The sequence below is a fragment of the Synechocystis sp. PCC 7509 genome (assembly GCF_000332075.2).
Taxonomy (GTDB): Bacteria; Cyanobacteriota; Cyanobacteriia; order Cyanobacteriales; family Chroococcidiopsidaceae; genus Aliterella.
The window spans coordinates 1-13091 of the sequence record NZ_ALVU02000001.1 but is presented as its reverse complement, the minus strand read 5'-3'; the positions used below and the strand labels follow the sequence as shown (position 1 = coordinate 13091).

General features: G+C 41.5%; 10 protein-coding genes and 1 pseudogene. 8 read left to right on the top strand and 3 right to left on the bottom strand.

Annotation, left to right across the window (positions count from 1 at the left end; all coding sequences use genetic code 11):
* The first annotated feature begins 158 nt into the window (after positions 1–158).
* From SYN7509_RS0200050 to SYN7509_RS0200040, 3 genes are all read left to right on the top strand, one after another.
* Positions 159–1910, top strand: a complete 1752-nt coding sequence (locus tag SYN7509_RS0200050; protein WP_009629983.1) for an intein-containing RctB family protein — start codon at positions 159–161, stop codon at positions 1908–1910.
* An 18-nt stretch (positions 1911–1928) separates the two neighbouring features.
* Positions 1929–2450, top strand: coding sequence for a GNAT family N-acetyltransferase (locus tag SYN7509_RS24720; protein ID WP_009629984.1), 522 nt, complete (start codon positions 1929–1931; stop codon positions 2448–2450).
* A 144-nt stretch (positions 2451–2594) separates the two neighbouring features.
* The gene (locus SYN7509_RS0200040) at positions 2595–2801 is read left to right on the top strand and encodes a Uma2 family endonuclease (protein WP_009629985.1); all 207 of its coding nucleotides are present in this window, start codon (positions 2595–2597) and stop codon (positions 2799–2801) included.
* Between the two features lie 3 nt (positions 2802–2804).
* Here SYN7509_RS0200040 and SYN7509_RS0200035 read toward each other — a convergent pair whose 3' ends face one another.
* Complete coding sequence (locus SYN7509_RS0200035; RefSeq protein ID WP_084610605.1) at positions 2805–3290, bottom strand: IS1 family transposase; 486 nt, start codon at positions 3288–3290, stop codon at positions 2805–2807.
* Between the two features lie 48 nt (positions 3291–3338).
* Positions 3339–3499: pseudogene (locus SYN7509_RS31580) on the bottom strand (IS982 family transposase); the annotation flags it as partial.
* A gap of 177 nt (positions 3500–3676) precedes the next feature.
* On the opposite strand from SYN7509_RS31580, the gene SYN7509_RS0200030 reads away from it, so the two are divergent.
* The gene (locus tag SYN7509_RS0200030) at positions 3677–4075 is read left to right on the top strand and encodes a nuclear transport factor 2 family protein (RefSeq protein ID WP_009630262.1); all 399 of its coding nucleotides are present in this window, start codon (positions 3677–3679) and stop codon (positions 4073–4075) included.
* 69 nt (positions 4076–4144) lie between these two features.
* On the opposite strand, the gene SYN7509_RS0200025 is transcribed toward SYN7509_RS0200030, so the two are convergent.
* Positions 4145–4870, bottom strand: coding sequence for a response regulator transcription factor (locus SYN7509_RS0200025; protein ID WP_009630261.1), 726 nt, complete (start codon positions 4868–4870; stop codon positions 4145–4147).
* Positions 4871–5133: 263 nt separating this feature from the next.
* Here SYN7509_RS0200025 and SYN7509_RS24715 point away from each other — a divergent pair, with 263 nt between their 5' ends.
* The 4 genes from SYN7509_RS24715 (at position 5134) to SYN7509_RS0200005 (ending at position 12851) form a co-directional block, all read left to right on the top strand.
* Entirely contained in the window at positions 5134–6996 is a 1863-nt protein-coding gene (locus tag SYN7509_RS24715; protein WP_009630260.1) for a PAS domain S-box protein, read from the top strand.
* A gap of 103 nt (positions 6997–7099) precedes the next feature.
* On the top strand, positions 7100–7585 hold the full coding sequence (locus SYN7509_RS0200015; protein ID WP_009630259.1) for a response regulator: 486 nt from the start codon (positions 7100–7102) through the stop codon (positions 7583–7585).
* Positions 7586–7629: 44 nt separating this feature from the next.
* Positions 7630–11145: a PAS domain S-box protein gene (locus SYN7509_RS0200010; protein WP_009630258.1), complete on the top strand. Its 3516-nt coding sequence runs from the start codon at positions 7630–7632 to the stop codon at positions 11143–11145.
* A gap of 68 nt (positions 11146–11213) precedes the next feature.
* Entirely contained in the window at positions 11214–12851 is a 1638-nt protein-coding gene (locus SYN7509_RS0200005; RefSeq protein ID WP_009630257.1) for a chemotaxis protein CheB, read from the top strand.
* The last annotated feature ends 240 nt before the right edge of the window (positions 12852–13091 follow it).

The following is a 13091-nucleotide window of genomic DNA, read 5'->3' as shown; positions in this document are numbered from 1 at the left end:
AAACAGCTACTTTTTACATTTATTTAAAATATATATATGGTGAATTTTGGGTTGCAAAAAGTAGGAATTGGTTTTTTGGTACAAGAATTAAGCGATCGCTCTTGACCCTCGTAAGTAACTTGTAGTATAAATGTAATATAAACTATAGGCAAACGTTTATGCCCTACGAAAAATTAGATATAACTACGCCCAAACCTGTACTTTCTTGGGCAAATCATGCTTTAGGGGGACAAGAAACCCAAATGGCAAAAAATGTCGCAAGTTTACCTTTTGTATTCAAGCACGTAGCTTTAATGCCGGATGTTCATTTAGGTAAAGGTGCATTGGTGGGATCGGTGGTTGCAACTACTGATGCGATAGTTCCGGCGACGATTGGCGTTGATATTGGCTGCTTTGTAGGAGATACTTTAATTCCATTAATAGATGGGCAATCTTACAAAATTAGCAGGCTTGCTAATCATGATGAGGAATTTACCGTTTATGCTTGTACTTTGACAAATAAGATTGTTGCAGCTAAAGCAACAGCTAAGTTAACTAGACACAATGCAAGTTTAGTTAAAGTTACTTTGGATAATGGGGAAGTGGTTGTAAGCACTCCAGATCATCAGTTTATGCTGAGAAATGGAACTTACGAGGAAGCACAAAATCTCACAGCAGAAACTTCTTTAATGCCCTTTTATTCCAAACTAGATCGAGATGGCTGTACATTGATTGCTCAACCTTATTCTGGTAAATGGCAAAAAGTAGCGCATTCAGGTTTAGTTGGTAAAATTCCAGCTTTAATTGATCGCAAAAACTTTGAGCAGTTAGATAATAGTCTTGAGAATTCACAGATTGTAGGTGTTTGCAACCACAAAGTCACACAAGTTGAAACTCTCAACTACCAAGAAGATGTTTATTGTTTGACTGTACCTGAGTACCACAATTTTGCTTTAAAGGCGGGTGTTTTTGTTCACAATTGCGGAATGGGTGCAATTAAAACTCCTTTTACCGCCGAACAACTAGAAGGCAAACTTAAAAAAATCCGTTTGGATATTGAAGCAGAGATTCCCGTTGGATTTAATCAAAATAAAGTTGTGGAGAAGTCTGTAACTAATTGGCAAGGTTGGGCTGATTTTAAACATTTGCATCCAGGGGTACAGCATCTAGAAAGCAAAGCCATCAACCAAATGGGTTCTCTTGGTGGTGGAAATCACTTTTTAGAAGTTTGTATTGATAGCGAAAATCAAGTCTGGCTAATGTTACATTCTGGTTCGCGCAACATTGGCAATATGTTGGCGCAAAATCATATCAGCACGGCGAAAGAATTAGCTAAGTTAGCAGAAATTCGTTTACCCGACTTGGATTTAGCTTATTTTGTTGCTGGTACACCGGAATTTGCCGCTTATTGGCACGATTTGCAGTGGGCGCAGAATTACGCCCGTTTTAACCGTGATGTCATGATGGCTCGTTTTAAGCGAATTGTTGAAAAGCATTTGGCTGGTGGTAAACCAACTAAGCCTTTACTATCGGTAAATTGCCATCACAATTACGCTGAGAAAGAAGTGCATTTTGGTGAGAGTGTGTACGTGACTCGCAAAGGTGCAGTACGGGCGCGGGAAGAAGATTATGGTATTATTCCCGGTTCAATGGGGGCAAAATCTTTCATTGTCAAAGGTAAAGCTAATGCAGATAGTTATTGCTCCTGTAGTCATGGCGCGGGGCGTTTGATGTCTCGAAATAAAGCAAAACTCAACTTTACTCTTGACGATCTAATTGAGCAAACAAAGGGCGTAGAATGTCGCAAAGATGAAGGGGTTTTAGATGAAATTCCCGGTGCTTACAAGTCAATAGATACGGTGATGAGCAATCAATCCGATTTAGTAGAAATTGTAGCAACTCTAAAGCAAGTAGTTTGCGTGAAAGGTTAATTATTTGAGGCGGGCAAAATGCCCGCTTTTTTAGCAATGGATTTTTACCAGATTCGAGCGGTTAATCAGGATGATGTCCCGTTTTTATGGGATATGTTGTACGAAATTCGCAGCTTGCGTTGTGTGCGGGAAGGAAAAACTTTACCTCCACGAGAAGTTTTGCAAACTCCCGATTTAGCTAAGTATGTTCAGGATTGGGGACGTAAAAGCGATCGCGCCTTCATTGCTCTTGACGTTGAAACCCCTATTGGCGCTGCTTGGTATCGTCTTTTTACAGTAGATAATCAAGGTTATGGCTATATAAGCGATCGCACTCCCGAACTTGCTATTGCCCTCCTCCCTCAATACCGAAACAAAGGGTTAGGAAAATCTTTACTAATTCATCTCTTTGAACAAGCAAAAGCCGATGGTTATCAACAAATTTCCTTAAGTTGCGATCCAACAAATGATAATGCTCTGCACTTGTACCAAAAGCTAGGTTTCGAGCAAGTTGGCGTGCATATTATTCAAAATTGGATCATGAAAAAAGTTTTAAACTAACATTTTAGTAAACAGGCGATCGCACTAAGTAGCTGGGACTAATCAAACTATCAATAGCTTGAATCACACAACCTTCGCTGGCTAAAGCTTTCAGGGCTACTACGGAAACCAATCTATCTTACAGATAATTCAGCATTCCTACTTATGGTAGAGTCACCCACAAAAATCACCCTAGATGAGTTTCTCAAACTACCCGAAACTAAGCCCTATAGCGAGTATATTAACGGTCAAGTTGTCCAAAAACCAATGCCCCAAGGGAAACATAGCAAGTTACAAGGTAAGCTAGTTACTGCTATCAATGATCTAATCGAAGCAAAACAAATTGGGAGATGTTGTAAAATTGTTGATTAAGTATTAAATTAACAAACCAAACTCGTAGCGGTTAATAAATAGTCCAATTACAAGATCGTGCATAAGCACCGTCTTAGAAAAGCAAATCGTTTTCCGTGCTAAACGTTTAATTCGTGTTCGTAAATTCAAATGCTTGTTTTCTATTTTTTGAGTGTTTTGTTTACCAATTTTATGCAATCTTTGGTCTAAATGCCGCGAATAAGCTCCCCAATCATCGGTGTAAAAACGGGTAATTCCAAAGGGATCTAATAAAGCTTTCAACTGTACAAAAGCTTCATCAGAACGTCTACCTCTGGCGGAGGCTAAAATTTTTCCGCTCTTACGCTCAATGGCGTGCCATAACCACCTCTGATTAGATTTCTTGGTAACGAAACGACCATCTTCATCGAGTTCAGATTCCAAATCTGATGATATTTTCAAAGGCTTAAGCAAGCAAATATCAACCACCATTGACTCGCAATTGCGTTGTTTTAAAACTGATAAATTCACTGATTGCAATTGGTTTTGTTTTTTTTATTTCTTTAACGTCAGTTCGGGTTAAGCAGAATAAAGCAAATTATGAATGGTAGCAATACCTGGCTTTTTTGGCTGATGGCAATAAGCAATCAATCCACAAAGAATGAAAACACAAAGCAGTTGACTGGAGAACGATGCCGAGAATGTTCTATCTGGGAGATATTTTTTAATTGGTCGATAATAGGGAGATGTTATAAAATTGTTGCATTAATGTTACCAATTTGCTTTCAAAATCCGTTAAATATATTTGCTTTCCCAACCCTTCAATCCCTCAATCTCTCTTTAGGAACTAGGTTTCGATCTGACTTTATAGCTAATCTAAAACCTATCTATATTTTTGCTTTCCTAGAGAAGATTTTATGCAAACTGATACACCTACACAAGCGATCGCAGGTATCAATAACACTACAATTTCAAACTACTTTCAAGCTTTAAATAGCGATTTTGACGCTACGGCGGCTTTATTTGCTCCCGATGGCGTGATGTATGCACCCTTTGAATCGGGTCTTGTGGGCAGGGATGCGATCGCACTTTACCTCCAGCAAGAGGCGCTAGGACTACTGGCTGAACCCCACCAAGGAATTATCGAAAGCCAAGAAAACGATTTAGTCCAAATTCGCGTTAGTGGCAAAGTTCAAATGCCTTTATTTGGTGTAAACGTATCCTGGCTATTTGTTCTCAATTCTCAGCAACAAATTGTTTCTGTGACAGTGAAACTCCTTGCTTCTCCCCAAGAACTCCTTAATCTCCGCCGTTAAAAGCCAAATCCTTACAATAACGGAGACTTCCAGATATTTTCCCCCCTTTTTAGGGGGGCTAGGGGGGATCTACCCCACCAATCCAGAACGCAAAGCCCTTACTGCTGCTTGGGTACGGTCATCGGCGCACAATTTATTTAGGATATTTCTAACGTGGGTTTTCACTGTTCCCACAGTAATATAGAGCTTTTCAGCAATGATCGCATTGCTACAACCTTCGACAATTAGTTGCAAAACTTCTAATTCTCGCTCCGTTAGCGGGTAAGCAGCAATCATTTGATCGTACTCCGCATCGGCGGCATTAATAGATACGGTTTTGCTGTCAGCTACCACGTTTTCTGTGTTTCCTTCTGGGGTTTGCTGGGCTTGTTGCAGAACAATTCGGGCGATCGCTGGATCGATCCAGGCATTACCGCTATGGGTGACGCGCAAGGCTTCTAGCAAATTATCAAAACTAATATCCTTCATACAATAGGAGTCCGCACCTGCCGCAAAAGCTGCTAATACCGCCTCTTTATTGTCTCTAAGGGTCAAAATCAAAACCTTGGTTCTTGATTCGTCGTTTGGATCTTGGCTGGCTTTTAATTGCCGTGTCAACTCAATTCCATCTTTATCTGGTAAGCCAATATCAACAATGGCAATATCTGGGTGTTCTGCTTCTAGCAGTCTTAGCCCGTCACTAGCATTAGCTGCTTCTCCCACCACTTCAATTTCTTGACGCTGCTGCAACGCGGTTCTAATCCCTACACGGGTGAGATCGTGGTCTTCAATTAATGCAACGCGAATCTTACTCATTATCAACGTCCGCCATTTACTGTTTTAAAACAATTGAATTCATACAAAGTCTAAAAGCGATCTATTCTCTATAAAAAGCAATACAACTTATTTGCAATCATTTTATTAGTATTTTAATGATACAAAAAATTACAATTTCCTTTAGATTTTAAGAGAATATCACGTTTACTAGGGTATCAAATTTAGGTTGTTCAATCTCTACTACCAAAAAATATTGCCTGCACAAATAATAATTAGCTTCTGTTGTCTACAATACATTTTTTATGAATTTTGACGAAATCAAGGAATTAGAGTTATTAAGTTGGGGATTTGAATGCAGTTTGCACCCCGAAGACCGCGATCGCCTCCTGGCAACTAGGCAACAAGCTATTAGCCAAAATCAGCCCTATCAAATTACTTTTCGTCTCCAAGCAACCGATGGTAGTTACAACTCGTTTTTGGAGCAAGCTATACTTGTAGGCGATCGCTGGGTAGTTAGTTGCACGCAGCAAAACTTTAATCCGTTGGGACAATTGCCTCAATTTGCCACCCCACAACCAACTTCTTTAGGGGTAATTGAGTGGAATCTAGATTTTGAGGTGGTTAAATGGGATGCCGCAGCCGAAGCCATCTTTGGCTACAGTAATAGCGAAGCTATTGGTCGTCATGCTACAAACTTAATCGTCACTGCCAGCAGCAAAGAGCAAGTCGATCGAGTTTGGCGCGAACTTGTGCAACGCCGAGGTGGAACTCGTAGCATTAATGAAAATATTACTAAAGAGGGGAAAATAATTATTTGCGAATGGTACAACCAACCCTTGATTGATCGTAATAGGGAAATATTGGGGGTAACTTCTTTAGTTACAGATATCACCGATCGCACTAAGGAGATCGCCCAAATTAGCGCTTTTAATACTGAATTAGAGCAACGAGTGCTGAATCGGACAGCCCAATTAGATGAATTATCGGCAAAGCAGCTATCTTTGCGAGTTGAAGCCGAAGCAAACAAGAAGTCGCATTACGACTCTTTGGAAGCCTTACGACAAAGCGAAGAACGTTATCGATCTTTAGTAATTGCCACTTCTCAAATTGTTTGGACAACCGACGCTCAGGGGCAAGTTGTTGATATGCCCCATTGGAGAAATTATACAGGTCAAAGCCAAGCAGAAGTTAAAGGCTGGGGTTGGTTAGCTGCCGTGCATCCAGAGGATCGAGAGCGCACGGCTACAGATTGGAATCAAGCCTTAGAAACTAAAAGTCTTTACGATACCGAATACCGGATTCGCGCCACCGATGGTAATTATCGTTATTTTGCCGTGCGGGGTGTTCCGGTGATTGCGCCCGATGGTACTATCCGCGAGTGGGTGGGAGTGTGTACGGATATTCAAGAGCGTAAAACTGCCGAAGCGGCGCTAACTGCTCGTGCTAATGAGTTGGCTTACTTAACAGCGATTTTGACTCAAACTAATACAGTTTTAGAAAAGCGCAATCAGGAACTAGATCAGTTTGCTTACGTCACTTCTCACGACCTCAAAGCACCTTTAAGAGCGATCGCTAATCTTTCCCAATGGATTGAAGAAGATATCAGTGATGTACTTACAGATGATACTCGCCATCAAATGGACTTACTGCGCGGGCGCGTTCATCGTATGGAAGCTTTGATTAATGGCTTGCTGCAATTTTCCCGTAGTGGGCGCGTAACTGCTGACAAATCCTCGGTTTCTGTTGCGTCTCTTTTAGCCGAAATTATCGATTCCCTCGCTCCGCCGCCTTCCTTTACCGTTGAAATAGCTCCAAATATGCCGACATTGGTTACAGAAAGGCTGCCTTTAGAGCAAGTATTTTCTAACTTGATTGGTAACGCTATCAAACACCATCCCCGCCCGGATGGTAAAGTGCAAGTTTTTTGCCAAGACTTGGGAACAACCTATGAGTTTACGGTGGCTGATGATGGTAAGGGCATCGCGCCAGAATACCATGAAAAAATCTTTGGCATCTTTCAAACTTTGGAAGCCCGCGATCGCAACGAAAATACTGGCATTGGTTTGGCTATTGTTAAAAAAATTGTAGAGAACTATGGGGGCAAAATTAAAATAGATTCTCAAGAAAGTCAAGGAGCAAGCTTTAGTTTCACCTGGAATAAATAAGCCGAAAAATAACCATTTTCCGCGAATAACACCTTTGAAACCTTAAAAATAGCTTAAATTTAATTAGGCATACTTTACACTTTCCCAAGCATTAACCTATCTAATGATTGATGGCTTCTATTCCTTTAACCGCAATAATCAGAAATATATTAATCAACTAATGGCAGAGAAAATGATTAACATCCTACTTGTCGAAGATGATGAAGTGGATGTAATGAACGTGCAAAGAGCGTTTAAAAAAAACAACATTACAAATCCACTTTTCCTTGCTTCTAATGGCTTAGAAGCTTTATCTATATTAAGAGGTAGCAACAATCAAACACCTATACCCCAAGTCAGAAGGATAATTTTACTCGATCTAAATATGCCAAAAATGAATGGCATAGAATTTTTACGCGAACTACGGGCAGATGTTCAATTACAATCAATTCCGGTAATTGTTCTTACTACATCAAACGAAGATAGAGACAAAGTAGAAGCTTACAAACTAAATGTAGCTGGATACATTTTAAAACCAGTAACTTTTTCCAACTTTGTTGAAACTGTAGCAACTATGAATAAATATTGGACTTTAGTAGAAATACCATAAATTAAAACAATAAATGATATAAGTGAAGCTAATAGCTAAACACTATGGAAGAAACGGTCAAAATACTGGTGGTAGATGATGATGAAATAGATCGCATGGCAGTAAAGCGAAGTCTGACTGCGGCGGGTATAGTTATGCAATGGACAGAAGCTACAGAATGCCAAAGCGCGATCGCCATCCTCCAACAACAAACTTTTGACTGTATATTCCTCGATTATCTGCTCCCCGATGGCAACGGTTTAGAATTGGTGCAGCAAATCCGCTCCCTGAGTATTGCTACTCCCATAGTTGTACTCACAGGATTTGGCGACGAGCGCATTGCTGTAGAAGTCATGAAAGCCGGAGCTTTTGACTACTTACCTAAGTCGAGAATTACTCCAGAAAACTTATATCAAATCTTAAATCAGGCAATACGTTTGTACCGTGCAGAACAAGCGGCGGTAATTGCTGGGGAAAAACTTAAAGAAAGTGAAGAACGCTATCGTTTAGTATTGGAAGGCGCAAACGATGGAATTTGGGATTGGTATTGCTCCACAAACGAAGTTTATTGCAACGATCGCTTATTAGAAATAATTGGCGAAGAACGGGGGCAATTTAACCTAACTCCTCATAACTTAATGGCACGAATGCACCCCGATGATGAATCAAAAATTCGGACTGCTATAGTTAACCACCTCCAAAACGGGGAAAAATGTGAAGCCCAGTTTCGGATACTGCATTCGTCGGGAGAATACCGTTACTGTGTAGCTAGAGGAAAAGCCCAACGCGATCGCGCGGGTTGTCCGTTGCGAATGTCAGGAATTATTAGCGACATCACCGAAGCCAAGCAACTAGAATCAGCCCTAGAAGCTAGTGAATTGCGCTTTAGACGTTTAGCCGATGCCAATATCATCGGCATCGTTGTTACCAATGCCCAAGGTGTAATAGTAGAAGCCAACGCAGCTTTTTTAGGCATGGTGGGTTATAGCCAAGAAGACTTGCTTTTAGGTAGATTGCACTCTTTAGTTATTACCCCAAAAGCGTATGAAAAAGCCGACAAAAAAGCCGCCGCCGAACTAAAAGCCAAAGGTGTATTTAGTCCTTACGAGAAAGAATATATCCGCCCAAATGGCAGCCGCGTACCTGTATTGATTGGTGGGGCGATGGTGCAGGGAATTGTAGAAACAGCAATTTGTTTTGTGATTGATCTAAGCGATCGCAAACGTTCCGATGCCAAAATTGGTAAGCTCAATCGAGACTTGGAGCGGCGGATTAACGAAATGCAGACTTTACTTGATGTTTTGCCGATTGGAATTGCGATCGCTCTTGATTCCCAATGTCAAAATATCCGAGTCAATCCCGCTTTAGCAAAACTTCTAGATTTACCAGCAGAAGCCAATGTTTCGTTAAGCGCCCCTAGTTCCGAGCGCCCAACTTATAAAGTTTATCGTCAAGGTAAGGAGCTAGAACCAGAAGAATTACCCATGCAGCAAGCCACCGCTACAGGCGTTGATGTAGTTGATAAAGAAGTTGACGTTCTAGTTTCCAAGAGCGAACAAAAAATCAAGTTACTAGCCAATGCCGTCCCCTTATTTGACGAACAAGGCAAAACTAGAGGTAGTGTAGGGGTTTTTTGGGATATTACCGAACGCAAGCGCCTGGAAGAACAAGAGCGATTTTTAGCTGAAGCCAGCACCATTTTAGCCACATCTTTAGACTACAAAACTACTCTTACCAACCTGGCAATGGCGATCGTTTCCGGTCAAGCTGATTGGTGTACTATCGATGTTCTTGACCAAAATTCGACTCTGCGCCCCGTTGCTTCAACCCATAAAGATAGCTCAAAAATGCAGTGGTTAGAGCAATGGCGGACTTATCGAGTCAATCTCAAAGTAACGGCGGGGGTATCTCAAGTAATTAAGAGCGGAAAATCGCAATTATACTCGGAAGTTAGCCCAGAAATTATTGAGGCAATTGCCACCGATGCTGAACAACGGCAATTAATGCAGAAACTGGGCTTCAATTCGTTTTTGTGCATACCCTTAAAAGTGCGTGGGCGGACTTTAGGCGCAATTAGCTTGATGAGGGAAAAAGGACAACGGTTATACGATGAAACTGATTTATTATGGGCAGAAGATTTAGCCCATCGAGCTGCTTTAGCCGTTGATAACGCCCGACTTTACCAGCAAGCCACCGATATTGGGGAGAATTTGCGGCGAGCAATTATTATTTTAGGCGAACAGCAGCAACAGTTAAGAGTATTGCAGCGTATTACTAACTTATTGAACCAACGCCTAACAAACTTACCGGGATTATTGCAAGTAATGGTAGGCGCGGTTTGTGATGGAATTGGCGAGGCTGAATTTGCGGCAATTTCTCTTTACGATCGCCAAAGCCAACAGTTAGAATTAACTGCAACGGCGGCAATTGAACCGGAAAACTTAGACTTATTTTCCACACAAGCAGATTTACTCAATCGTGTATTTTCTACCGGGGCGGCGCAATTACTGAAAAAAAGTAGAGTCCCGTCTCCCCACTCATTTCACGAACCTGCCTCAATTTATGCCGTAGCCATTGAATCCGCCGCATCGGGACGTTTGGGAGTGCTATTGATTGGCAATTGGCGCAATATTGAAGCTTTTGATGTAGAAGATCGTAACTTATTAGAAGCGGTAGGGGAACAAGCGGCGATCGCTATTAACAATGCGCGGCTAATTAATACCCTGGAAGAACGGGAAGAACGTTTAGGCTTACAAAACGACATTTTAGCCGAGCAAAACCGCGAACTGGAATCAACCCATAATCGTATTGCTCAACAAAACTTGCAGTTAATTGAAGCCGCGCGGCTAAAGTCACAGTTTTTAGCTACCATGTCTCACGAACTCCGCACGCCGATGAATGCGGTAATCGGCTTTGCTCAGGTGTTGTTGCGCCAGCGCACCGCTAACCTAACTGCCGCTCAAGCTGATATGGTAGAGCGAATTTTGAATAATGGCAAAAATCTTTTAGCACTAATTAACGATATTCTCGACTTATCTAAAATTGAAGCTGGACGATTGGAACTAAAAAAAGAAGAATTTGATTTGACTAAACTAATTGCTAATACTATCGCCGAACTTCGCCCCCTTGCCGAGCAAAAGCACATACCTTTACAAATGCGCGTCGAGCTTGATAACCCGATAGTAATTAATGACAGTACGCGATCGCGGCAAATTTTAGTTAACTTACTTTCTAATGCCATCAAATTTACAGATAAAGGCAGCGTCGAAATATTAGTCAGCGAAATTGACTCAGAGCAAGTATTAATTAGCGTCAAAGATACAGGAATTGGGATTCCCGAATCGGAGATAGAGCATATTTTTGAAGAATTTAGGCAAGTCGATCAAACTACCACAAGACAGCACGGTGGTACAGGCTTGGGGCTGGCGATTACAAAGTCGCTAGTAAATATGATGAAAGGCTCAATAGCTGTAGAAAGTCAGCTAGGGCAAGGCTCAAATTTTCAAATTTGTTTGCCCCGTCAAATCGAAGTTTCAGAGCCGCCCGTAACTTCCCTAAAAAACATTAGAACTATAGAGTGAATTAAGCTAAATCAAGTTAGGGCAAATTGCCTTAAAATTTATCTACTTATCAAAAAAACATTACTGAAATGTCTGGACATGACATCATTGTGGTGGGCGCTTCTGCCGGAGGAGTAGAAACTCTTTGCCAACTGGTTTGTGGATTACCCCCAGACTTACCAGCAGCAGTTTTTATTGTGCTTCACATTCCTCCTCACGGCAAAAGTGTTTTGCCAAGAATTTTAAACCGGGTGATGGAAAAACACTACGGATCGTCCTTACAAGCTCATCATCCTACCGATGGCGAAATCATCAAGCCGGGGCAAATTTATGTTGCTCCTCCCGATAGACACCTAATAATTAAAGATAATTGTATTCATTTAGTACGAGGTGCGCGCGAAAACAGCCATCGCCCCGCCATCGATCCCTTATTTCGGACAGCAGCCCGTACCTATGGATCGAGAGTCGTAGGAGTAGTATTATCAGGGTTGCTAGATGACGGAACAGCAGGACTTGCGGCAATCAAACAGCGTGGAGGAATAGCGATTTCTCAAGATCCTGAAGAAGCCTTATATTCAGGAATGCCCCGCAGTGCGATCAACAATGTTGAAGTTGATTACATTCTCGGCGTTGCGGACATTAGTAAAACTTTAACTAAATTAGCTGCCGAACCCGTTGTAGAGTCAAAATTTCAAGTCCCCCAACAAATGGACATGGAAGCCAACATCGCAGAATTTGACTTAGATACCATGCAAAATACCCAGCGTCCCGGTAAACCATCGGGTTTTGCTTGTCCTGAATGTAGTGGCGCATTGTGGGAATTGCAGGAAGGCAAACTCATTCGTTTTCGCTGTCGGACAGGTCATGCTTACTCAATTAATAGCTTACTTGCCGAACAAACGGACGCATTAGAAATAGCATTATGGAGCGCATTAAGGGCGCTAGAAGAAAAAGCCGCCCTGACCGAGCGCATGGCAATCCGCGCTCGTACTCGCAGCCACAATATTTCGGCAAAACGCTTTCAAGAGCTAGCCCAAGATAGCCAACAGAAGGCCGCTTTAGTCCGTCAGATGCTTTTAGAAGCTGACAGCAGCGAAGAATTAGCAGTAGTAAACGGTCAACTATTAGAAAAACAAAATTTAGACTTTACTGGGAACACATCTTCAGCCGATGCGACTCAAACTAATATGTACGTAGTAGCGATCGCCTCTACCACTGATACCAAAGCCTTAACAGAAATTTTAGCAGCGTTACAAGGCTTGGAACTGGCGATTATTGTGGCACAGCAATTATCTCCTCAGTATCTCAACCAATTAGTAGATATTCTGAATAGTTCTACTAGCTTAAAGGTCAAACTAGCCGAAGATGGAGCTATATTGCGATCGCAAACAGTATATATAGCCCCAAAAAGCCAACATTTATTAGTTAATCCTGACGGTAGCATTGCCCTATTGCAGTCTAAATTAGTTCATTTTGTCAGTCCTTCCACCGATTTATTATTTGAATCAGTAGCTGGGAGTTTTAGGGAAAAAGCGATCGCCCTAATTCTGACACCAACAAGTAACGATGGAATAATGGGTTTGCGGGCAATCAGAGAAACCGGAGGTTATGCGATCGTTGCTCAAGGAGAACAAAATATACCCCAAGAGTACAGAAATCTTGCCCAAGTTATCCCGCCCTCAGAAATTGCCCAAACCCTAGTTAATTTGGCAAAAAGAGTTGCATAAAAGTAAAAATCAACAAGCAAATATATTTAACCTTTAAAAATCAGCACTTACCAACAAGACATTCCAAAAACTTGCGTACCCACAGACAAGACCCCATATTTAACCTTTAAAAATCAGCACCTACCAACAAGACATTCCAAAAACTTGCGTACCCACAGACAAGACCTCATATTTAACCTTTAAAAATCAGCACTTACCAACAAGACATTCCAAAAACTTGCGTACCCACAGACAAGACCC